The sequence below is a fragment of the Brevundimonas sp. EYE_349 genome, from assembly GCF_023147505.1.
Lineage (GTDB): Bacteria > Pseudomonadota > Alphaproteobacteria > Caulobacterales > Caulobacteraceae > Brevundimonas.
Genome location: NZ_JAHXPB010000007.1, coordinates 57,687 through 79,851 on the forward strand (window position 1 = coordinate 57,687; position 22,165 = coordinate 79,851).

Genomic DNA, 22,165 nt, shown 5'->3' on the forward strand with positions numbered 1-22,165 from the left:
GCGAAGCCTAGTAGATGAAGAAAACCGGGGGCGATGACTCGACAAAGTCGAGGGGGCGTCATCGCCCCCGGCCGCATCGGTCAGGCCCCCCAACCGACGCTCAGACCCTAAACGAAAATGCCTGAAAAGTCAAGATTTTATTCAATATAAACAAAATCCTACAGAGTCGATAAGGGAACAACAGTCGGAAAGAGTCACCTAAACGGCGGCCTTCACTTGATCGAATGTCGGACCACCAGCGGCGAATTCCCAGCGGATTACAGACCCGTCGCCACCGTAATACAGGCGAGGGCGGTCGGTGGGGGAAGACTCGTTGAAATTCGCGAATAAGAGGCCGTCCCGGAACTCGAATCCGAGGGGAACCGCGACCGCGATAAGGGCGGACATAGCGGCCCGCGCCTCATAGAGGGCGTCGCCCTGGGCGGTTTCCATCTGGACCTTGATTTCCGCCAGGCGGTCGCGCCAGTCGGGGGCGGCGGCTTGGGCGCGCTCTATTGCCGCTTCGCGCTCCAGGCGTGCGATTTCACGATCCAGGGCGTCGGCTTCGGCCTCGCGCTCAGTGAGTCGACCACTGACCCCGCGCCCCTCCTCCAGGGCGTCTAGGAGGGCGTCAATCCGCGTCTGTAGGGCTGCGCGCTCCAGCCGCGCCCGCGCGAGAGCCTGCACCGCCACCGCCTGGGCCGGGATTGCCGCCTGGGCCGCCGACAGGGCGGCAAGGAACGGCATAAGGTCGCGCTCTACGTCGCGGTTTCGCAGGCGGTGGCGGTTATCGCAGGCCCCACGGTTGATGTTGTTACACCGTAGGGCGCCGGTGGTGCGGTGTTCCTGGCCCGGCGGCGGCGTGAACGACTGATGATAGCCCACCGTCCCGCCGCAGGCGCCGCAAACGACCTGACCTATCAGCAGGTTTCGGAAGTGGCGCGAACGCGGCTGGGCGTTGGGATTCTGGCGTGACCGGACCACCGCCTGGGCGCGTTCAAAAAGGCCCGGCTCCACGATCTCAGGAAAGTAGCCTGGGATTGGCGGACCATCGGGAACGCTGGGCCAGCGTTCGCCTTGGGGCGGCGGGATGATCTCGCCGGACGCGGTGCGCCGGATACGCGTGTGCGGCTGGAACTCGCCCAGCACGGCCCGGTTGGCAATGATCTCCTTGACCGTCGTTTCGCTCCAGATGGCCGAACGTGGCTTCTCGCGCCCGGCCGCGTTCATGCGTCGGGCGATGGTGGCGTTGCCGAGTCCGGCGGCCTTCATCTCAAAAACCTCGACCACCGTTGCCGCCCTTTTCTCAATGATCTTCCACTTCTGATCTGCGCCCAGGGTCAGCCAATGGGGGCCGGTTTTAGTCGTCGGGCGTAGTGTTTCGCGTGCCAGTGTGCGCCCCGTGCGGCGTGCATCTGCGACCTTGCGGCCCTTCTCCTCCGACTCGCGTCTCGACCGTCCAGACTCGAACACAGCCCATATGAGATCAGTCTCAGAGGATTGTTTTCCGAAGACCTTTCCGCTACTTACGAAGATGACAACAACCCCAAGCCGGGTCAGGTCTAACAGAAGCCCAACCGCCTCTGTCGGCTCCTCCCGGCTGAATCTGTCGAAGGAATCGATAAGGAGTCGGCTACCCTCTGGGATCAGGCCAGCTTTCGCTTTCTGGACGAAGCCCGCCAGGGCGCCCTTGCGGCGATGGGTGCCGACGTAGGCCGAAATCCCTTCGTCACGAAGCTGGGTGTCGAGGGTCAGGCCGTGGGCGGCGGCGTAGGCTTCCGCATTCTCGACCTGACGCCGTAGGGAGTCGCCGCGCGCCTGGGGGGCGCTGCTGAAACGGGCGTAGCTGTAGGCTAGGACGGTCATATCCGCCCAATAGTGTATTAGGCGAGGCACGTCACGACAGCGGCGTCCCACAGGCGCTGGTCCAGCACAAAGGTCACTCGGCGGTCTGCGTCGTTGATCAGGCCCAGCGCCGTGACCGAGCCGGGGCGGACGCCCAGTGTCTCCCACAGCAGGGTCTCGTTTCCGAACGACAGCCGTCCCGACCCCATGGCGCCCGCCGCGCGCTTCAGGTCGATCACCGTGTCCTGGCGCGCGGAGATCAGCCACAGCCGGCCCTTGTGGTCCTTCAGGAACAGGTTCTTGGTGTGGGCGCCGGGCAGGTTAGCCTTGAGGTCCATCCCCTCCTCGACGCGGAAGACGGCCGGGTGGTCGTGGGTCACATGGTCCACGCCGGTGTCGGCCAGCCAGGCGGTCAGTCGGTCGCGGTCGAAAGCCGGCGTGGGCGCGGGTGCGTCAGTCATGGTTGAGCCATTGGATTTCGGACGTTAGGAAATGTCCATGGTCGATACCGTCAATACGCGCCCGCTGGAACTGGAATGCTATCCGATGTCGGCCCGGCCGCCGGACCTTGTGCCCGGCCGCCAGTCGCGCAACTGGATGGACGCCTTCATCAGCCGCCACCCCTATCGCTGCCTGCCGCTGAACATGGCCAACACCACGGGGTGGGAGATCCTGTGCCCGTTCGGCTTCTCGGCCGAGTGGAATGGCGGCCCGCGCCAGGAAGACATCGTCATCACGCCGGACCGGCCCCAGCACGACCTGGACCATTTCGTCACCTCGCACTTCTCGCGCGGGGTCATGACCATGCATCCCCAATATCTGTTCCGCACGCCGCCGGGCTGGGGGATGATGTGTTCGGGATCGCCGAACCATGTGAAGGACGGCATCCAGCCTCTGGTCGGCCTGATCGAGACCGACTGGCTGCCCTTCCCCTTCACGATGAACTGGATTTTCACCCGGCCGGGCCGGATCACCTTCGAGAAGGCCGAGCCCTTCTGCTTCATCAATCTGATCGAGCACAAGAAGGTCGAGCAGTTCCAGCCCATCATCCGCACCCTGGAATCCAACCCGGTGATGAAGGGGCAGTTCGAGGCCTGGAACCGCGCACGGACGGACTTCAACCAGCGGCTGGCTGGCGGCGATCCCGACGCGGCCAAGGAGGCGTGGCAGCGCTATTACTTCAAGGGCGAGGTGCCGGAGAACCTGGGCGCCGCCCCGGCCACCCACTCCAACAAGCGTCGGCTCAAGTCGCCGCGTGTCGGATAGACAAAAGCCCTCTCCCGTCGAGGAGAGGGCTTGATCATACGGCCGCGAAAGCCGTGGCTTACGAGGTCGGGCGCGTGACCTGCGGACCCAGGTTCTGGATCACCTCGCGCGCGTTGAAGGCGTTGGGGTCGTTGGCGGGCTTGGCGCCCCGACCCATGACGATCTCGGCGTTGGCCTCGAAACGGTCGACCTGGCGAACGTCGAAGTCGCTGGCGCCCCAGCCCCAACGATCCCACGGGCTCCAGAAGCCGCCGCGATAGTAGCGCCACGATGGACCCCAATAGGGGCCGTAGAAGCTGTTGTAGCGCGAGTAAAAGGGATCGGGCGTGCCGACGAAGCGGGTGTCGCGGTCGGTGGCGCGGTTGACGGTGGCGAACCAGTCATAACCGCTTTCGGCCGTCAGTTCGGCCGAGCGAAGCAGCAGGCCCATCTCGACCTGATCTCGCGAGGTGACGGAATTGCCAGAGAAGCTGACGCGGAAGCGGTTGTTCTCCAGCCGCTGTTCGGCATAGCCGCCGCGCTGGCCGTTCAGGCCGGCGGGTTGATACGGCGTGGCGGTGGCGCAGGCGGCGAGGGCCAGCCCTGCAGCCACCGTCATCGCCAGGGTCTTTAAGGGTAGGGCTTTCATGAAATCAAACTCCTTGATCGCCCATTCGGGCGCGCTGACGGCTGAACGGAGCATGAACGGCGGCGTTCCCGATCCAATCTAGGCCGAAGCGTCGCCATTTCTAGAGCCTTGCGACGATCAGCACCGCCGCGGTCATCAACAGCACGCCGACGAAGACGCCGAACCCCTTGCGAAAGCGGGGCTGCTGCATCCGCCGCGAGAGGGCCGCGCCGGACAGGGCATAGGCGCTCATCGACATCATATCCATCCCGATGGCGGCGACGGCGAACAGCGCCATCTGGGGCGCGACCGGCCGGCTGACGTCCACGAAGGGCGGCAGGACGGCGGTGAAGAACAGGATGGCCTTGGGGTTGGCGATCTGGACCGCGAAACCGTCGACCAGGGCGCTGCGCCCCCGGCGAACCACGACATGGTCGGGCTGGGCGGCGGTGGCGAAGGCGCCGCGCAACGCCTTGATCCCCAGCCAGGCGACATAGAGGGCGCCCAACACGGCGATGACCTTGAACGCCGCCGGAAAAGCCTTGACCAGGGCTCCCAGGCCCAGCGCCGCCGCGCCGAACCAGACCAGGGTCGCCGCATTCATGCCCAGCACCCCGACCAGGGCGGAGGCGCGGCCCTTCTCCACCCCCGTCGCCACCGCGAACAGATTGGCCGGACCCGGCGTGACGGCCATCACCGCCATGACGCCCAAGAAGGTCGAATACAGGTGCGGATCGACGGGCAGGGCGGACATGTGGCGCGATGTCGCTGGTCCGCCGTGCGCGGTCAAGCCGTGCGCGTCAGCCGCCCCCGGAAATCAGGCGCGCGGACGACGGGGCGTTTGGGGCGGTGCGGGCGGTTCTGGCGGCGCGGGGGCCTCAACCGCCTCGGGCGCTTCGACCGCTTCAGGGCCGACGGCGTCGGCGGCCTGGTCCAGCGCATACTGGGCGATCAGTCCATAGGTGACCATCTGTTCGGGGTCGGGATTGGCCCAGGTTCCGTTCTGCGCGATGCCGGTTCCGACAACCGAGCCATAGCGTGCGCCATCCTCGATCGCTTGTTTGACCTCCGGGTCGTTCAGGGCGTCGGCGACCAGGGTGTCGACGTCGATGTTCTTGAGCGCTTCGGCCGCCATTTCGCCGGCGTGTTTGGCTGTCTCAGTGGTGAAGGCGGCGACGTCCGGCGCGTATTCGCTCCACAGTGCGGCGATGCGGCTGCCCCGCTGCGTCTCGCTGAGACTGGGGTCTTCGGAAAGCGCCTCGGCTCGTTTGCCGAACTCCTCCATCCGCGCCTCGAAGGCGCTGGAGGCGGCCTCCAGACGGGCTTCGGCCGCCGAAGGCGGCGTGTCCTGAACGCGGGCTGCGGCGGGCGAGGCGAGGCTTATCAGCACCAGAGGCAGGGCGGCGCCGAGGCCGAGAAGACGGATCATGGGACAGCTCCCCCAAACATGACCCGCGCAAACTCCGCTCTCGGCGGCCCTGTCTCAAGTGAAATCGCGGTAAGGCGGCCTTACTGCGGTTGGGCCGGAGCGGCCGCCGCTTCCTCCGCCTTGGCGCGGACCATGGCGGGGATGGATTTGATCTGGGTGGCGGCCATGGCCATCTGATCGGCCGGGGCGCCCTGCGCGACCGCATAGGTCTGCAGTTCATTGGCGAAGGTGTCGGCCTGGCTCTGATAGCGCGCCTGCAGGGCGTCCAGATCGGTCTTGGCCTTGGCCTTGTCGGCCTGGGCCGCGGCCGCCTGCATTTCCGTCGCCATGGTTTCCATGCTGGTTTCGAAAGCCTCGCCTTTGGCTTCGAAGGCGGCGGCTTCCGGGCTTTCGGCGGCCTCGGCCGGGGCGGGAGCGGCGGGCTGGGCGGCGGGGGCCGGGGCGGTCGCCGTCTGGGCGAGGGCCAGGGTCGGGCCGCTCAGGACCAGGGCCGCGACGGCGGCGGTGCAGGACAGAAGACGCATGGAAGAACTCCGGGGCGAGGCCGAAAGCGGCCGCAAGGGGCCTGTGGTCAGGCCCAAGAGCGCTTACCGTGGACCACAAGTGTCAGATTTCAAAGACCCGATAGGGCGTGTCGCCCAGGGTTTTCAGCACCGGCAGGGCGACGTTGTAGACCGGAACGCCCCGGTTGGTCCGCCCCTCCGGCCCGCCGCGATGGGCGTGGCCGTGGACCACCAGGCTGACGTTGTCATAACGGTCGATGGTTTCGGCCAGGCGCGAAGACCCCAAGAAGGCATGGATTTCTGGCGGTTCGCCCATTACCGTCTCGACCACGGGCGCATAGTGCAGCAGGACGACCGAACGCTCGGTGCGCAGCTTGCGGATCGAGTTTTCCAGCAGATTGGCGTCCTCGACCGCCTCCTGCACGAACCGCTTGATCGAAGCCTCGCCGAAAGAGGACAGCATATAGCGGCCGAAGCCGCCGACGAACCCCTTGCCGCCGGCAAATCCCACGCCGTCGATCTCATACGCCTCGCCGTTCAGCATCCTGACCCCGGCGTCTGTCAGCATCCGTTCGACCTCTTCCGGCTGGCCGCATTCGTGCTCGTGATTGCCCATGACGCCGACCATGGGGATGGTGCAGAGCTTCAGATCCTCCAGCAGCCGCTCCACCTCGGGCGTCTTGCCGTAGTTGGTCAGGTCGCCGCACAGGCACAGGACGTCGGCGTCGTCCGCGACCCGCTGGAACAGGTCGCGATAAGGGCGTTCGCTGGTCTCCCCGACGTGCAGGTCGCCGACGGCCGCGACGCGCATCTTCTTGGCCGGGCCGGGTTCCAGGCCCGGCTGGGGCGTCTGCGGATCGACGGTCGCGTCGGTCATGGCGGCTCTCTCTCTTTCAGTGGCCCAGATTGACCGGGTCGTGGCGTTCCTCCAGCCCCTTGCCGACCACGTCGCCAAAGCCCCATTCGGCGACGTCGGCGACATAGTCGCGCGGACTGAAAAGCCGGCCGCGACACACCTTCACGCGCGGCGCCGGCAGGTCGATCTGAGCCGTCAGCCGCTCGACCAACTCCTCCATCAACCAGCGCGGAATGCGGTCGCGCTCGGTCGGATAGGCGAAGCGGAAGTTCAGCAGATGGGCCGCCAGAACCTCCCAATAGAGGTCCATCTGATCCAGCAGGCTCTTCCAGTCGATGGCGTCGGACTGTTTCAGGATGACGTGGTTCACGTCCGCCCCGTCATAGCGATAGCGGTCCTGGATGAAGACCTTGGACAGGATCAGGGCCGTGGGCGGGGTGATCTGGACCTGATGGCCATAGACGGTGATCCTATCTTCGCTGAACCAGCTGTCGGACACGGCGATGGTGCCGTTCGACATGGCGAATATGACATCGAAGAAATGTTTCTCGTCCTTCCAGACCTTGGCGATCCAGCGCTCGTCCTCGACGTCGGTGCGATAGCCGTGCTTCTGGAAGAAGGCCAGGATGCGGGGATAGTCGCCGGGCTTGCAGAAGACATCCAGATCCTTGGTTGGACGACGGATGCCCGTATAGGCCGTCACCGCATAGGTGCCGGACAGCAGGAAGGGGATGCCGCTTTCCTTCAGCAGGCCCAGGCTTTCCGCGTAGAAGGCCAGGGCGTCGGCTGGCGGTTCGAACGTCGGTTCGGCGATCACGTCGGACATCGGCTGCGCCCTCCCTGGCGAGGGCAAGGGAACGACGACGCCCCGCCCCGGTTCCGGGAAAATACCTAAGTCGGCGGCGCCGGGATCATTAAGACCTGCGTGCGATGTTCATTGCATGACCAGCACGACGCGCTTCATGAAACCCGTCCCGTGGCGCCTGTTTCGCCATGAAGCCGGCCGTGTCGCTGGCCCGCCCGCCTGGGCCTATCTGGCCCTGTTCGGCGTTTGCCAGTTGGCCGGTTTCTGGATGGCGCAGACCTTTTCCGTGACCATCCTATGGCCGGCCAATGCCGTGCTGGTGGCGGCCTTGCTGCAGTTGCCCCGCAAGCAGGCGGTTCAGGTGATGGGGGCGGCGGTCGCCGTGAATCTTCTGGGCAACCTGGTGCGAGGCGACCCAGGCGTGTTTCTGTGGGCCAACGCCCTGTTCAACCTTATCCAGGTTGTAGTCACGACCCTGCTGGCGCGTCGATTCGGCGGCGCGGCGCTGGACATGCGCCGCCCGCGCCGGCTGCTGCGGTTCGCCTTAGCCCTGATTCCCGCCGTCGCCCTCAGCACGGCGCTTTCGGGCCTTCTGATCCTGGTCATGGGGCACACGCCCTTTGGCGGACTGGCCTATCGGCTGCGTTATCTGTTCGAGATGGAGGCCTTGGCCATGCTGATCGTGGCCCCCTCTCTGTTGCTGATGGCGCGACAGCACAGGTTCCGCGCCGACGGCGTGGCGCGTCTGCCCGAGATTGCGCTGCTGGCTGGTCTGGTCGTCGGCTTGACGGCGGCTGTATTCAGCCAGAGCCAGGCGCCTGTGCTGTTCCTGGTCTTCCCGCCGCTCATTCTGCTGGCCTTCCGCCTGTCGCCGCCCTGGACGGCGACCGCGGTGATTCTGATCTCCGTCTGGGCGGCCGCTGCGACCCTGACAGGGCATGGGCCGATCACCCTGACAAGACTGGCGCCCACGCCCGAGATGCAGGGCGTTCCCATCGCGATGCGGCAGATGGGCGTTTTCCATCTGTTTCTGTTGGCGCTGCTGGGCACGGCCTTGCCCATCACCACCTTGTCCAGTGAACGGCGGCGTTTGGTCGAGCGCCTGAAGACGCGCACCGAGGTCGCACTGGCTGCGCGAAAGCGCGCCGAAGCGGATCGGGCCGCCAAAAGCCGGTTCCTGGCGATGATGAGCCACGAAATGCGTACGCCCCTGACCGGCGTCACGGGTTATGCCGACCTGCTGTCGCGCAACGCCAGCCTGGATGCCGAGGGCGTCCGTCAGGTCGACGCCGTTCGCCATTGCGGCGAGGCGATGCTGCGTCTGGTCGAGGATCTGCTTGAGGTGTCGCGCGGCGGGGTCGAGGTGGCGCCCAGGGTCAATGACCTGCGAGAGGTCATCGAGGAGGCCGTCGGACCCGCCCGCGAATGGGCCAGGGTCAAGGGGTTGGAGTTCGACGTCCGCATCGCGCCGGAAGCCGAGGGGCGCATCCTGATCGACGCTCGGCGGTTGCGTCAGACCCTGCACCATCTGGCGCAGAACGCGGTCAAGTTCACGGCGCGCGGTCGGGTGGGCCTGACGGTGCGCCGGACCGAAGACCGGCTGATCCTGGACGTGTCCGACACAGGCTGCGGCATGGACGAGGAGACGCGCGCGGGCGTGTTCCGTCTGTTCGAACAGGCCGACGCCACGACCAGTCGCGCCCATGAAGGCGCAGGGGTGGGGCTGGCCCTCGCCAAGACCCATATCGACTGTCTAGGCGGGACCGTGACGGTTGAAAGCGTCCTCTGGCAAGGTTCGACCATCACCCTGACCGTGCCGGCGCCGAGCGTCGCCACCGAGGAGGATGAGGCGATGGAGCCGCTCCACAGCCGGCGTACGCGGGTTCTGATCGTCGACGACCATCCCGCCAATCGCGATCTGCTGTGGATCATGCTTCAGGCGGCGGACTGCGAAACGGCCGAGGCCAGCGACGGCGAGCAGGCCCTGGAGGCGCTCCAGGACCAGGCTTTCGACCTTGTGCTGATGGACGTGCGGATGCCGGTGATGGACGGTCTGACCGCCACCCGCGCCCTGCGCGCTATGGACGCTCCGACCTGCGATGTGCCCGTTCTGGCGGTGACCGCCGAGGCCATGCCCGAGGATGCGGCCCGATGCCTTGCCGCCGGCATGGACGGCCATCTGGCCAAGCCCGTCACCCAGGCCAAGCTCTACGCCGCCATCGAGGCGGTGTTCGACACAGTCTCCAAGCGGGCGGATGCGGCGCGGGCGGCTTGACGCCTCAGCCTTCCCAACCGTCCTCGAATGGAAAGCGCGCGGCCCAGAAGTCGGCCAGTTCGGGCAGGGCGTCGATCCGCCGGACCACCTCGGACATTCGCGGCGCTTCGGCGTAGAAGCGCCGCCGCATCGGCCGCCAGCGGCTGACCACGGTCACATAGAGGTCCAGCATCGTCATCCGCTCGCCCAGCAGAAAACGGCCGGGCGACAACTGGTCCTCCATCGTGCGCCAGCATTCGGCGATCCGATCCGCCGTCCGCTCGAGGATGCGCGACTGATCGTCAGGGTCGTCGCCGGCCAGCCGCGCGGGAATGTCGCGCACCCAGTACATCGAATAGATCGAGGCCGGGATGAAGGTCATCCAGCGCAGGAACTGGCCGCGCTCAGGATCGCCCGCCGCCGGCGCCAGCCCCGCCTGCGGATGCCGTTCGGCCAGCCAGATCAGGATGGCCGCGCTCTCTGTCATGACTTCGCCGTCCGGCGCGATAACGGCCGGCAACTGTCGCATCGGATTGACGGGCGCCACGCGGTCGCGCTGATGATCCCCTTCCCAAGTGGGGGCGTCCACGACCACGTCATAGGGCGCGCCGATCAGGGTCAGCGCCGCTTCCACCGGGACAGAACCGGAACCGGCCGCGCCGTAGATGCGATATTTCATCCCCAGACCTCTCCCCAGTTTGCTGTGGCCAATCTACTATATGTAGCGGGTCGAACGAAATGTGATCGCAACATAGACCAATTTCGGCTTGGCGCCGAAGCGTGGGAGTCGCATGGTGAATGCGTCTTCAGAATCGCTCTCAGGTCCAGTTCGATGAACGCCATCACCCCGATCATCCATCCCGACCGCGCCGGTCTTCTGACCCCATCCGCCGCCTACAAGCCGTTCCGCTATCCTTGGGCGTTCGACATGTGGAAGAAGCAGCAGCAGGTCCACTGGATGCCCGAAGAGGTGCCTCTGGGCGAGGACGTCAAGGACTGGGCCTCGACCCTGAACGACAATGAACGCAATCTGCTGACCCAGATCTTCCGCTTCTTCACCCAGGCGGACATCGAGGTTCAGGACAACTACATGGAGCGCTACGGCCGGGTGTTCAAACCCACCGAGGTGAAGATGATGCTGGCCGCCTTCGCCAATATGGAGACCATCCATATCGCGGCCTACGCCCTGCTGCTCGAAACCATCGGCATGCCCGAGAGCGAGTTCGGCGCCTTCATGGAATACGAGGCCATGCGGGACAAGCACGACTATATGGGCCAGTTCGGAGTCGATTCCGACGCCGACATCTGCCGCACCCTGGCCATGTTCGGCGGCTTCTCGGAAGGGGTTCAGCTGTTCGCGTCGTTCGCCATGCTGATGAACTTCCCGCGCCAGAACAAGATGAAGGGCATGGGCCAGATCGTGTCCTGGTCGGTGCGCGACGAGAGCCTGCACTGCGAGGGCATCATCAAGCTCTATCACGCCTTCAACAAGGAGACGGGCGCCGTCACCAAGACCGTCGCCGACGACATCGTCGACTGCTGCAAGACGGTGGTGAACATGGAGGACAAGTTCATCGACCTGGCCTTCGAAATGGGTTCGGTCCAGGGCATGACGCCCGACGACATCAAGCAATACATCCGCTTCATCGCCGACTGGCGCCTGCGCCAGTTGAAGCTGCCGGAAGTCTATGGGGTGACGGAAAATCCGCTGCCGTGGCTGCAGTCCCTGCTGTCGGGGGTTGAGCACGCCAACTTCTTCGAGGCCCGCGCCACCGAATATTCCAAGGCGGCGACGCAGGGAAACTGGCACGGCGCCGACGGCGTCTGGACCGAGTTCGACCGCATGATGGCCCGGCGCGACATGAGCCTGGTCGCGGGCTGACACCCGTCGTCTTTCGGGCGTAGGCTGTCCTGAAAAGGGAGCCTGCGCCATGAACGATGCGTCGACCCTAGCGCGCCGGTCCGACCGGCGTGCAGCAGGCCGCGCGGACGCCGGACTGGCACAGGCGGACCCGTTCGCGCCAGGCGGCGTAGTCGCGGTCGTACTGGTCCTGGGCGGCGCGGGTCGCCTCGGCGGCGGCGCGAGCCTGCTCCTCGCCCTGGCGCACCGCGATCTCGTGACGCGCCAGGGCGGCGTCGTAGTCCAGGCGGGCGTCGGCGTCGGCCTTGTCGGCCAGGGCGTTCCGGGCGGCGATCTCGTCGTTCAGGGCGCGGGTGGCGCGCAGTTCCTCTTCGGTCTGCTTGTCGTCGCCCGCGCGGTGATAGGCCTCGCCGCGCGCCTTCAACAGGGCGTCGCGATCCGCCGGATCGGGCAGGGCGCGCTGGTCGCGATAGGCGTCCGCTCCGGCATAGGGGCGGGGCTGTGACGCGGTTTGGGCCAAGGTCGGCGACGCTGCGACCGCCAGGGCCAGAACCAGAAGCGGGGGGCGAAGGGTCATCGATCTACTCCTTGATGGAAGGCCGCTGCGGCATACAGCTTGGCCATATCCTGTCTGGTGGGACAACGCCGCACGCACGAAAAGGTGGCGCGCCGCGCCGCTTCGCGGCATGGTCGGTCCAGAGCCCTTCCGACATCCGATCAGAGACGACGCATGATCCTGAGCACCTCGTCCGGCGACTTCCCCATTCCCGCCGAAGTCGCGCGCCAGCTGCCCAATGTGCCGGCCCTGCCGGATTCGTCGGCGGCCGACGCCCGACTGCAGATCGAGGATTTCCGCCACTGGCTGGACGCCTCGCCCGAACACGCCATCGACTATGAGCGGCTGCGGCGCTGGCATCTGGTGCAGGAGGAGCTGGCCGCCCAGGCCAAGGCCGAGAACCGCGCCTTCGTCGTGTCCGACGACGGACTGGAATAGGCGCAACCGGCGCTCAGGACGGCAGGCGCAGTTCGAAGACCGCGCCTGCCCCGTCCGCCTCGACCAGCCTCAAATCCCCGCCGTGCAGGGCCGCCAGCTCGCGAGAGATGGTCAGGCCTAGGCCCGTGCCGTCCGAGGTCTTGGAGCTGACGAACGGCTCGAACAGGCGTTCGGCCAAACGCGGCGGAATGCCCGGCCCGTCGTCGGCTATGCGGACCACGCAGAAGCCGTCGTCGCCGAAGGCGCTGACTGTGATGGCGCCCCGGCCACGTCGCTCGGGCGGGCGGGCGGGATCGGCCTCGATGGCCTGACGGGCGTTGCGCATCAGATTGACCAGGATGCGATACAGCTGGTCAGGGTCGGCCTCCACCGCGAACCGCGCCGGCAGTTGTTTGACCAGACGCACGCCGTCGGGGTCCAGCCCTGCGTCCTCGGCCGCCAGGGTCAGGGCCTTGGTCAGGACGACGCGGGTCTTCTGCGGCGCCGGCTCTTCGCTCTTGCCGTATTCCAGCACGTTGCGCGACAGGCTGGCGGCGCGACTGAGGGCCCGCTCCAGTCGGGGCAGGGCCTTGGCGACCTGGGGATCGGCGGACGACGCCAGCCGGTCCGACGCCATCTGGGCCGAGGTCAACATGTTGCGCAGGTCGTGGTTGATCTTGGCCACCGCCTCGCCCAGAGCCACCAGACGCGCGCGTGAGCGCAGGGAATGGCGCACCTCCTCCTGCATCCGGCTCAGTTCGCGCTCGACCCGGCCGATCTCGTCGTGCCGGTCGGAAGGGGTTTCGGCCTCGCTTTCGGGATCGGCGGCGAACCGCTCCATCGACCGGGTCACGCGCCGCAGGGGGCGCAGCACCAGAAGCGCCAGACCACCATAGAGAAGCGCCCCCGCCGTCGCCGAGATCAGCAGCGACACCAGAAGGCTGTTCAGCAGAAAGGCCTTCAGCTCCAGCTTCAGCGGCTGGGCCGGGGTGACGATCTCGATGAAGTCGCCCGAGCGATAGCGCGGCTTGGCCTGGACCCGCAGCGAACGGTCGGGATGACCGAACAGGGTGCGCCAGGGGTCGGTCAGCCGCGCCCAGCTGTCCTGCTGACGCAGGTCGATCAGTTCGGGCGCGCGGGGCAGGTTGGGGGCCTGCAGCAGCAGGCGCCGCACCCCCTGTTCAGTCAGGGCCACGGCCTGGACCCCGCCGATCCGCATCAACTCGGCCGCCGTGTCGTCCTCCACCGCGCTATAGGGCAGGGCCTCGACCCCGACCGAGGCCAGTTCGGCGGCCTGCAAGCGGTCGCGCAGCCAGCGTTCGTGGAAGGCCGCCAGGTTCGGCCCCATGATCAGCGCCTCCACCGCCAGGGTGAAGGCGACCGTCAGCAGCAGCAGCCGCGCCGACAGGCCGTCGGGCGCGCGCGGTGTAAGGCGCTCGCGCCAGGTCGCCGCCTGTTCGGGCGACAGGTTCAGCCGCGCGGCGATCCGGTCGAACAGGGCGCTCATGCCGGCGTCTCCGCGATCCGCCGTGCACGGATCATCTGGAAAAGCTTGATGCCGATGGGCAGCAGCAGCGACAGGAAGACCACCCCCATCAACGGCCAGAAGAACTGGTGCAGCAGCAGCGGCAGGTCCGGCCGCACGCCCGCGCGCAACAGATCGCCCAGCTGCGATCCGATCCAGGTGTAGATGAAGGTCGATGGCAACAGGCCGATGAAGGTGGCGATCACATAGGGCCGCAAGGGCACGGCCATCATTCCCGCCGTGGCGTTGACCAGGACGAAGGGCACGCTGGGGATCACCCGCAGGGTGAACAGGGTGGTGAAGGCGTTGCTGTCGATCCCCTTGGCCAGCCGATCCATGAAGCCGGCGTCCGCCTCGAACTTGGCGCGCAGCCAGGTTCCGATCGAGGTGCGATAGACATAATAGATGACGACCGAGCCGATCGTCGCCCCCGTCGACTGGGCCAGGGCGCCGACATAGGGGCCGAACATCATCCCGCCCAGCAGGGTCAGGAAGACCGGCCCCGGAATGGTCGAGGCGGTCGCCAGGGCGTAGACGGCGACGAAGGCCGCCAGCGCGATCCACAAGTGATCCCGAGCATAGGCCTGAAGGTTCAATCCGTGTTCGCGGATCAGATCCATCGACAGATAGCGGTTCCAGCCCAGGACGAAGAAGGCGACCACAAGGCCGGCGATGGCCATGAGCGGCGCCAGCCGCAGGGCCCACTCCTTCGCCGTTCGTTTCGCCATAGGTCCGTCATTCCCGAATTGCCGACCGAGCGTTGACTCGCGCGATCATGCGACTTATACGCCCGCCCTTCCTGCGGCGGACGCCTCTTGCCCCGTCGCCCAACCTTTTAACGTCAGGAGCCGACCGTGAAGCGGACCTATCAGCCGTCGCGACTCGTGCGCAAGCGCCGTCACGGCTTCCGCAGCCGGATGGCCACCAAGAACGGCCAGAAGATCGTTGCGCGCCGTCGCGCCAAGGGCCGCAAGCGCCTGACGGCGTAAGCGGCTTATCGCGTCCCGGTCTCTGGACGCATGAGCGACCCTTTACAGATCAAGCGTCTGTTGCGGCGGCCCCAGTTCCTGGCGGCCGCCAAAGGCGTTTCCGAGGCGCGCGGCGCCGTGGTGATCCAGAGGCTGGATCGCGGCGACGGTTCGCCGCACATCGGCCTGGGCTTCACCGCCACCAAGAAGATCGGCGGGGCGGTTGTTCGCAACCGCGCCAAACGCCGTCTGCGCGAGGCCGCGCGGGCCATGCTGGCCCGTCACGGCGTGCCCGGCAGCGATTATGTCTTCATCGCCCGCATGGGCACGACGGAGCGCGCGTGGGACCGTTTGCTTGACGACGTGAAATCCACCCTTACAAGGCTGGCGACACCCAAGGCTGACAAGCCTTCGCCCGCCCGCGCCCCTTCCGGCCAGGACCGCCAGATTCCATGAAAAACGAGAACACGCGCAACACGATCACCTTCATCGTGTGCTCGGCCCTGATCATGGGGATCTATTATTTCGCCGTCCTGCGTCCGCAGGCCGAGCGTCGGGCGGTGCAGCAGCAGGCGCACGCCGAACAGTCGCAGACGGCCGAGAACGCCGCGCGCACGGCGCTGAGCCCGCAAGGCCCCACCTTCGTCACCGACCGCAGCCAGGCGCTGAGCAGCGCCGCGCGGGTGCCGATCCAGTCGGGCACGCTGAAGGGCTCGCTGTCGCTGCAGGGCGGGCGGATCGACGACCTTTTCCTGACCGACTACCGCGAGGTCCAGGACAAGCCACAGCCGGTGGAGCTGTTCCGCCCGCAGGGAATGCAGAACGCCTATTTCGCCCAGTTCGGCTGGACCGGCCCGAACGTGGCCGGCGGCGTGCCGGGGCCGAACACGGTCTGGCGCCTGACCAACGGCTCGACCCTGACGCCGACCACGCCGATCACCCTGACCTGGGACAACGGCCAGGGCCTGCGCTTCACCCGCGTCATGTCGGTGGACGACAGATACGTCTTCTCGATCCAGGACACGGTCCAGAACCTGGGAACCCAGGCCATAACCATCGCCCCCTACGGCAGCGTCCAGCGCCAGGGCGTGCCGCCGGCAGCCGGCTCCTCCCATATCGTCCACGAGGGCGCCATCGGCACCTTCGGCAAGCCCGGCGACTATCGGACCGAGCAGAAGAAGTACAAGGACTGGCTGAAGGAGCCCCGGATCGAGAACGCCTCGACCGGCGGCTGGCTGGGCATCACCGACAAATACTGGCTGGCGGCCCTGCTGCCCCAGCAGAACGAGGCGGTTGAAACCGAGTTCCGCGTGCGCGGCGAAGGCGCCGGCCAGCAGCTGGAAGCCAATCTGCTGGGCACGACCCGCACCGTCCAGCCCGGCTCCACCGCGACCGAGACCCAGCGCCTGTTCGCCGGGGTCAAGCGCGCCGAGGTGCTGAAATCCTATGAGCAGAGCCTGAACCTGCCGCGCTTCGTCTATGCGATCGACTGGGGCATGTTCTGGTTCCTGACGCGCCCGATCTTCTGGATCCTGGAGAACGTCTATGGCCTGGTCGGCAGCTTCGGCGTCGCCATTCTTGCCCTGACCGTCATCGTCAAACTGGTCATGTTCCCGCTGGCCAACAACGCCTACGCCTCGATGTCCAAGATGCGGAACCTCCAGCCCAAGATGGAGGAGATCAAGAAGAAGTTCAAAGACGACCCGCAGAAGCAGCAGCAGGAAACCATGGCGCTGTATCAGCGCGAGAAGATCAATCCGGTCGCCGGCTGTCTTCCGCTGGTGCTCCAGATTCCGGTCTTCTACGCCCTGTACAAGGTGCTGACCGTCACCATCGAGATGCGCCACCAACCGTTCCTGGGCTTCATTCACGACCTGTCGGCGCGCGATCCGTCGTCGATCTGGAACCTGTTCGGCCTGATTCCGTGGGATCCTTCGATGGCGCCGCTGATCGGCGGCCTCTTGGCCGGGCCGCTGCACCTGGGCCTGTTGGCCATCGCCTATGGCCTGACCATGTGGCTGCAGACGGCGATGAATCCGCCGGCGGCCGATCCGGTCCAGCGTCAGATCTTCCAGTTCATGCCGCTGATCTTCACCTTCATCATGGCGCCGTTCGCGGCGGGCCTGTTGATCTACTGGGCCTGGTCCAACGTCCTGACCATCCTGCAGCAGTACGTCATCATGCATCGCTACAAGGCCGAGAACCCCATCGACGCCTTCCTCGCCCGCTTCAAGAAATCGCCGGCGTGATCGACGAGACCGAGTTCACCCCTGAGGAGATCGAGGTCGCGCGCATCCTGTTTGCGCGGCCCGCGACCTTCGTCATGGGCGCAGCCAAGATCGAGCAACTGCCCGATCCCGACCTGCCCGAAATCGCCTTCGCCGGCCGATCCAATGTCGGCAAGTCCAGCCTGATCAACGGCCTAGTCGGCATGCACAAGCTGGCCCGCGCCTCCAACGAGCCGGGCCGCACGCGCGAGGTCAATTTCTTCGATCTGGACGGCAAGCTGCGTCTGGTCGACCTGCCGGGCTATGGCTGGGCCAAGGCGTCCAAGACCACGGTCAAGAAGTTCCAGGATCTGGGTCGCGACTATCTGCGCGGCCGGGTGACGCTGAAGCGGGTCTATCTTCTGATCGACAGCCGCCACGGGCTGAAGAGCGTGGACACGGAGGCGCTGGACGCCCTGGACCTGGCCGCGGTCAGCTATCAGATCGTCCTGACCAAGGCCGACAAGCTGAAGAAGGGCGAAGGCGAGAAGGTTCAGGAGGCCACGCTGAAGGCCATCTCCAAACGCCCCGCCGCCTTCCCGGTCGTGGCCCTGACCTCGTCCGAGAAGGGCCTGGGCCTGCCCGAACTGCGCGCCGAGATCATGCGCACGACCGGCGCGACGCTGGATTGAACGCCCCCGTCACCCTCGGGTCTAGCCCGAGGATGACGGGAACAGAGGGAAGCATGGAAAAAAGGCCCGGAGATCGCTCTCCGGGCCTTCGCCGTTTCGGTCTGCCGTCGTCTTTACTGGGCGGCGGGCGCCGCCGAGCGGACTTCGACCGGAATGCCCAGGGCATCCAGCTGCGGCTTGACCACCGAGGCGTCGCCGACCACGATCCAGACGAACTTGGACGGGTCGATTGCGGCCTTGGCGGCGGCGTCCAGCTGGGCCGCCGTCAGGGCGTTGGTGCGCGCCGCGACCGTCTCGGGATAGTTGTCGGGCCGACCCAGCAGATCGTTCTGACGCATGGCCGCCAGCACCGCCGACGACGTCTCGTAGCTGCCGGCCAGACGGCGGGTGTTGCCGTTGATGGTGCGTTGCAGCTCTTCGGCCGTCACACCCTTGCCGCCCGACAGGAAGTCTTTGAACTGCTGGTTCAAGGCTTCGATGGCGGGGCCGGTCTTGTCGGCCTGGACCGGGGCGGTCACCAGATAGGGCACGCGCCCGGCGAACGGATTGACCGAGGCGTTGACGCCGTAGGACCAGCTCTTGGTCTCGCGCAGGTCGGTGTTGATGCGCGACAGGAAATCGTTGCCCAACACATTGTTGGCCGCGTTCAGCACCAGAAGATCATCCTTGCCCGAGACGCCCAGAACCTCGCCGCCCATGATGTAGGACTGGGGCGACTGTGGACGGTCGATCAGCACGATCTTGGGTGTCGCGGCCGGGATGGGGGCCGAGAAATCCTTGACCGGCTTGGCGGACGCCGGCGGCACCCACTGGCCGAAGGCGGCGTCCAGGATCGGGGTCACTTCGGACAGCGGCTTGTCCGAGACGATGAAGATCTTGGCGTTGTCCGGCCGGATCCACCTGGCGTAGTCGGTGCGGATGTCCGCCTCGGTGATCGCCTTGACGCTGGTTTCGTCGCCCGCGCCGCTGAACGGACGGCCGTAGGGGCTGTCGGCGCCATAGATCAGTTCGGGCAGGGCGCGGCTGGCCAGCGCCGCCGGCTGGGTGCGCTCTGCGGCGATGCGCGACAGGCGGGTGGCGCGCAGCCGCTCCAGCTCGGCCGGGGCGAAGGCGGGGCGGCGCACGACGTCGGCCATCAGGGCCACCGACGGCTGAAGGTTGGGCGTCAGGGCCGACAACTGGATCAGCGAGCTGTCCATGGTCGCGCCGGTGGTGATGGTGGCGCCCAGGGCCTCCTGCGCCTCGGCCAGCTGGGTGGCGTTCAGCGTCTGGGTGCCCTCGTCCATCAGGTCCAGCATCAGGGTCTGCAGACCCAGTTTGGCCCGGTCGTCGGCGGCCAGGCCCGCGTCGAAGTCGATGGCGATCTTGGTGGTCGGGGTGGCGTCGCGATGGGCGTAGATCACCTCCATGCCGTTCGACAGACGGGTGCGCTCGACCGCCGGGAAGTCGACGTTGGCGACTTGGCCGATCTCGGGCTTGGCCATGCGCGCCTTGCGCTGGATTTCCGGCGCCGGGATATGGTTGGCACCGGACGGCGAGGCGGCCGCCTCCTGATAGGCTTCGCGCTGGCCGGGCAGGGTGGTCAGCGTATAGGCCGGACGGGTCAGCCACTTCTGCATGGCGGCTTGAACCTGGGCCGGCGTGACGGCGGCGTAGGCGGCCAGCTGCTTCTTGTAGAACTCGGGATCGCCGGCATAGAGCTGGCCCTCGGCGAGCGCCGTGGCCTTGCCGCCAAAGCCGCCCACCTGTTCCAGGCCCTGGATGCGGCGCGAGGCGTATTGGGTGACAACGCGGTTGATCTCGTCCTGGGTCGGACCGTTGGCGATCAGCCCGTTCAGGATCTCGCGCATGCGCGCCTCGACAGCCGCGGGATCTTCGCCGGGCTTCACCATGGCGCTCATCTCGAAGATGCCGACCCGGTGGAAGTCGCTGTTGTTGGCGCTGACCGAGACGGCGGTCTGTTCGCCGCGCACCAGTTCGTTATCAAGGCGCGAGGAGGCCAGGCCGCCCAGCACTTCGGCGCCGACGCTCAGAGGCACGGAGTCGGGGTCCAGCATGCCCGGCACCGCCCAGTTCACCCAGACACGGGCGTTGGAGACGCGATCGTGAGAGGTCTCGTTGATCGGCGCCGCCAGGGTCGGCACCGATGCTTGAGCCGGATTGTTGACCGGGCCGCGCGCGATAGGGCCGAAATATTTCTCGGTCAGTTCGCGCGCCTTGGCGGGCGTGATGTCGCCGGCGAGCACCAGGACCGCATTGTTCGGGCCGTAGTTGGAGGTGAACCAGTCGCGGACCGTCTGCATCGAGGCGGCGTCCAGGTCGGCCATCGACCCGATGGTGGTGTGTCGATACGGGTGGCCTTCGGGGAACAGGGCCTCCAGCCGCTTGTATTGGCTCAGGCCATAGGGCTGGTTGTCGCCCTGACGCTTTTCGTTCTGGACGACGCCGCGCTGCAGATCCAGCGTCTCCTGGCTGATGGCGCCCAGCATATAGCCCATGCGGTCGCTTTCCATGAACAGGGCCTGTTCCAGCGCCGGGGTCGGGACCGTCTCGAAATAGTTGGTGCGGTCGAAATAGGTGGTCCCGTTCATGTCGGTCGCGCCCATGTTGCGCATCGGCGTGAAATAGCTGCCCGGGGCATTCTCCGACCCGCCGAACATCAGGTGTTCGAACAGGTGGGCGAAGCCGGTCTTGCCCGCCGGTTCGTCCTTGGAGCCGACATTGTACCAGACGGACACGGCGACGACGGGCGCCTTGTGGTCCTCGTGAACCAAGACGGTCAGGCCGTTGTCCAGCGTGAACCTGGTGTAGGGAATGTCCACGGCGGCGACCAGGTCGGCGACCGGCGCGGCGCGCGGGGCGGGCGCGGCGGCCTGGACGGCGGGCGCGGGCGCGACGGAGGCCCAGACGGGGGTGGACACCGCCAGAAGGGCGGCGGCGGCGACGAGAGAGCCGGTGCGGCGCATAGATCATCCTCGGATTTCAGGTGAACGGACCATAACGCGGGTCGATCGGCTGGCAACGCGACGGAATGAAACATGACCAAAGCTTCATGTTCGACGTCCGACCTTGCTTGGAAAAGGTTGCATCGCCGGACCCCCGGTCTTATGCGCGCGTCAACTCCCCGACTGACCGCCCCTTGCTGAAAGAGCCGCCATGTCCGCACCCGCCGACAAGCCCGTCAAGAAAGTCGTCCTCGCCTATTCGGGCGGTCTGGACACCTCGATCATCCTGAAGTGGCTGCAGACCGAATATAACGCCGAGGTCGTGACCTTCACCGCCGACCTGGGCCAAGGCGAGGAACTGGGCCCGGCGCGAGAGAAGGCGCTGAAGCTGGGCATCAAGCCCGAGAACATCTTCATCGACGACCTGCGTGAAGAGTTCGTGCGCGACTTCGTCTTCCCCATGTTCCGCGCCAATGCGCAGTACGAAGGCGACTATCTGCTGGGCACCTCCATCGCCCGCCCGCTGATCTCCAAGCGCCAGATCGAGATCGCGCGTCAGGTCGGGGCCGACGCCGTCTGTCACGGCGCGACCGGGAAGGGCAACGACCAGGTCCGGTTCGAGCTGGGCTACTATGCGCTGGAGCCCGACATCCGCGTCATCGCCCCATGGCGCGAGTGGGAGTTCCGCAGCCGCGAGGCTCTGCTGGACTTCGCAGAAAAGAACCAGATTCCGATTTCCAAGGACAAGCGCGGCGAGGCGCCCTTCAGCGTCGACGCCAACCTTCTGCACTCCTCGTCCGAGGGCAAGGTGCTGGAAGACCCGGCGGTCGAGGCCCCCGAGTTCGTCCACCAGCGCACCATAAGCCCTGAAGACGCGCCGGACGTGGCGACCGTCATCGAGATCGGCTTCGAAAAGGGCGATCCCGTCTCGATCAATGGCGAGGCCATGTCGCCCGCGACGATCCTGACCGCGCTGAACCAGTACGGTCACGACAACGGCGTCGGCCGTCTGGACCTGGTCGAGAACCGTTTCGTCGGCATGAAGTCGCGCGGCGTCTATGAGACCCCCGGCGGGACCATACTGATCGCGGCGCACCGCGGCATCGAAAGCATCACCCTGGACGGCGGCTCCATGCACCTGAAGGATCAGCTGATGCCGAAATACGCCGAGCTGATCTACAACGGCTTCTGGTTCTCGCCTGAGCGCGAGATGCTGCAGGCCGCCATCGACAAGAGCCAGGAAAAGGTCTCCGGCTCGGTCAAGGTCAAGCTGTACAAGGGCAATGTCTCGGTCATCGGCCGCGAAAGCCCCAACAGCCTTTACGACCAGGATCTGGTGACCTTCGAGGAAGGCGTCCAGGCCTATGACCACAAGGACGCGGCGGGCTTCATCAAGCTGAATGCGCTGCGTCTTCGTGTCCTGGCCAAGCGCGAGGCGCGCGAGGGCTAG

At 66.4% G+C, this 22,165-nt stretch carries 21 protein-coding genes and 1 pseudogene; 9 read left to right on the top strand and 13 right to left on the bottom strand.

The window, feature by feature from the left end:
• Positions 1 to 198: 198 nt before the first annotated feature.
• Both KZX42_RS13270 and KZX42_RS13275 read right to left on the bottom strand, forming a co-directional pair.
• The gene (locus tag KZX42_RS13270; protein ID WP_248119958.1) at positions 199 to 1,845 is read right to left on the bottom strand and encodes a recombinase family protein; all 1,647 of its coding nucleotides are present in this window, start codon (positions 1,843 to 1,845) and stop codon (positions 199 to 201) included.
• A 32-nt stretch (positions 1,846 to 1,877) separates the two neighbouring features.
• Positions 1,878 to 2,285: pseudogene (locus KZX42_RS13275) on the bottom strand (prolyl-tRNA synthetase associated domain-containing protein); the annotation flags it as partial.
• A gap of 37 nt (positions 2,286 to 2,322) precedes the next feature.
• Here KZX42_RS13275 and KZX42_RS13280 point away from each other — a divergent pair.
• On the top strand, positions 2,323 to 3,090 hold the full coding sequence (locus KZX42_RS13280) for a DUF6065 family protein (protein WP_248119960.1): 768 nt from the start codon (positions 2,323 to 2,325) through the stop codon (positions 3,088 to 3,090).
• Positions 3,091 to 3,148: 58 nt separating this feature from the next.
• Here KZX42_RS13280 and KZX42_RS13285 read toward each other — a convergent pair whose 3' ends face one another.
• The 6 genes from KZX42_RS13285 to KZX42_RS13310 all read right to left on the bottom strand — a co-directional run bounded on the left by KZX42_RS13285 (position 3,149) and on the right by KZX42_RS13310 (position 7,311).
• Positions 3,149 to 3,718: a hypothetical protein gene (locus KZX42_RS13285; RefSeq protein WP_248119962.1), complete on the bottom strand. Its 570-nt coding sequence runs from the start codon at positions 3,716 to 3,718 to the stop codon at positions 3,149 to 3,151.
• A gap of 100 nt (positions 3,719 to 3,818) precedes the next feature.
• Entirely contained in the window at positions 3,819 to 4,451 is a 633-nt protein-coding gene (locus KZX42_RS13290; RefSeq protein WP_248119964.1) for a LysE family translocator, read from the bottom strand.
• Between the two features lie 63 nt (positions 4,452 to 4,514).
• Positions 4,515 to 5,126 carry a hypothetical protein gene (locus KZX42_RS13295; protein ID WP_248119966.1) on the bottom strand — a complete coding sequence of 204 codons (612 nt, stop codon included), beginning with the start codon at positions 5,124 to 5,126 and terminating at the stop codon, positions 4,515 to 4,517.
• Between the two features lie 80 nt (positions 5,127 to 5,206).
• Entirely contained in the window at positions 5,207 to 5,650 is a 444-nt protein-coding gene (locus tag KZX42_RS13300) for a hypothetical protein (protein WP_248119968.1), read from the bottom strand.
• An 82-nt stretch (positions 5,651 to 5,732) separates the two neighbouring features.
• The gene (locus KZX42_RS13305) at positions 5,733 to 6,506 is read right to left on the bottom strand and encodes a metallophosphoesterase (RefSeq protein WP_248119969.1); all 774 of its coding nucleotides are present in this window, start codon (positions 6,504 to 6,506) and stop codon (positions 5,733 to 5,735) included.
• Positions 6,507 to 6,522: 16 nt separating this feature from the next.
• The gene (locus KZX42_RS13310) at positions 6,523 to 7,311 is read right to left on the bottom strand and encodes a nucleotidyltransferase family protein (protein ID WP_248119970.1); all 789 of its coding nucleotides are present in this window, start codon (positions 7,309 to 7,311) and stop codon (positions 6,523 to 6,525) included.
• 115 nt (positions 7,312 to 7,426) lie between these two features.
• Between KZX42_RS13310 and KZX42_RS13315 the strand changes: the two genes are divergently transcribed.
• Positions 7,427 to 9,565: a response regulator gene (locus KZX42_RS13315; protein WP_248119971.1), complete on the top strand. Its 2,139-nt coding sequence runs from the start codon at positions 7,427 to 7,429 to the stop codon at positions 9,563 to 9,565.
• Positions 9,566 to 9,569: 4 nt separating this feature from the next.
• Here the strand turns inward: KZX42_RS13315 and KZX42_RS13320 are convergent, their stop codons facing one another.
• Positions 9,570 to 10,229, bottom strand: a complete 660-nt coding sequence (locus tag KZX42_RS13320; RefSeq protein ID WP_248120217.1) for a glutathione S-transferase family protein — start codon at positions 10,227 to 10,229, stop codon at positions 9,570 to 9,572.
• Between the two features lie 147 nt (positions 10,230 to 10,376).
• On the opposite strand from KZX42_RS13320, the gene KZX42_RS13325 reads away from it, so the two are divergent.
• Entirely contained in the window at positions 10,377 to 11,426 is a 1,050-nt protein-coding gene (locus KZX42_RS13325) for a ribonucleotide-diphosphate reductase subunit beta (protein ID WP_248119972.1), read from the top strand.
• Positions 11,427 to 11,493: 67 nt separating this feature from the next.
• On the opposite strand, the gene KZX42_RS13330 is transcribed toward KZX42_RS13325, so the two are convergent.
• A complete protein-coding gene (locus KZX42_RS13330) occupies positions 11,494 to 11,982 on the bottom strand; it encodes a hypothetical protein (RefSeq protein WP_248119974.1) in 489 nt (162 codons plus the stop codon).
• A 153-nt stretch (positions 11,983 to 12,135) separates the two neighbouring features.
• On the opposite strand from KZX42_RS13330, the gene KZX42_RS13335 reads away from it, so the two are divergent.
• On the top strand, positions 12,136 to 12,399 hold the full coding sequence (locus tag KZX42_RS13335) for a hypothetical protein (RefSeq protein ID WP_248119976.1): 264 nt from the start codon (positions 12,136 to 12,138) through the stop codon (positions 12,397 to 12,399).
• Between the two features lie 13 nt (positions 12,400 to 12,412).
• Here the strand turns inward: KZX42_RS13335 and KZX42_RS13340 are convergent, their stop codons facing one another.
• Positions 12,413 to 13,885 carry a HAMP domain-containing sensor histidine kinase gene (locus tag KZX42_RS13340; protein ID WP_248119978.1) on the bottom strand — a complete coding sequence of 491 codons (1,473 nt, stop codon included), beginning with the start codon at positions 13,883 to 13,885 and terminating at the stop codon, positions 12,413 to 12,415.
• On the bottom strand, positions 13,882 to 14,631 hold the full coding sequence (locus tag KZX42_RS13345) for a TVP38/TMEM64 family protein (protein ID WP_248119980.1): 750 nt from the start codon (positions 14,629 to 14,631) through the stop codon (positions 13,882 to 13,884). Before KZX42_RS13345 ends, KZX42_RS13340 begins: the two co-directional genes overlap by 4 nt.
• Positions 14,632 to 14,757: 126 nt before the next feature.
• Here KZX42_RS13345 and rpmH point away from each other — a divergent pair, with 126 nt between their 5' ends.
• From rpmH to yihA, 4 genes are read left to right on the top strand one after another with little or no spacing between them, the layout of a single operon-like run.
• Positions 14,758 to 14,892: a 50S ribosomal protein L34 gene (gene rpmH, locus KZX42_RS13350; protein ID WP_003164000.1), complete on the top strand. Its 135-nt coding sequence runs from the start codon at positions 14,758 to 14,760 to the stop codon at positions 14,890 to 14,892.
• A gap of 30 nt (positions 14,893 to 14,922) precedes the next feature.
• Positions 14,923 to 15,327 (top strand): ribonuclease P protein component, encoded by a 405-nt coding sequence (gene rnpA / locus KZX42_RS13355; protein WP_248119982.1) that lies wholly within the window; start codon positions 14,923 to 14,925, stop codon positions 15,325 to 15,327.
• Positions 15,324 to 17,120 (top strand): membrane protein insertase YidC, encoded by a 1,797-nt coding sequence (yidC, locus tag KZX42_RS13360; RefSeq protein WP_248119984.1) that lies wholly within the window; start codon positions 15,324 to 15,326, stop codon positions 17,118 to 17,120. Before rnpA ends, yidC begins: the two co-directional genes overlap by 4 nt.
• Positions 17,117 to 17,770: a ribosome biogenesis GTP-binding protein YihA/YsxC gene (gene yihA, locus KZX42_RS13365; RefSeq protein ID WP_248119994.1), complete on the top strand. Its 654-nt coding sequence runs from the start codon at positions 17,117 to 17,119 to the stop codon at positions 17,768 to 17,770. The genes yidC and yihA overlap by 4 nt, the downstream gene beginning before the upstream one ends.
• A 113-nt stretch (positions 17,771 to 17,883) precedes the next feature.
• Here yihA and KZX42_RS13370 read toward each other — a convergent pair whose 3' ends face one another.
• Entirely contained in the window at positions 17,884 to 20,736 is a 2,853-nt protein-coding gene (locus KZX42_RS13370) for a pitrilysin family protein (RefSeq protein WP_248119995.1), read from the bottom strand.
• A gap of 190 nt (positions 20,737 to 20,926) precedes the next feature.
• Between KZX42_RS13370 and KZX42_RS13375 the strand changes: the two genes are divergently transcribed.
• Positions 20,927 to 22,165 (top strand): argininosuccinate synthase, encoded by a 1,239-nt coding sequence (locus tag KZX42_RS13375; RefSeq protein ID WP_248119998.1) that lies wholly within the window; start codon positions 20,927 to 20,929, stop codon positions 22,163 to 22,165.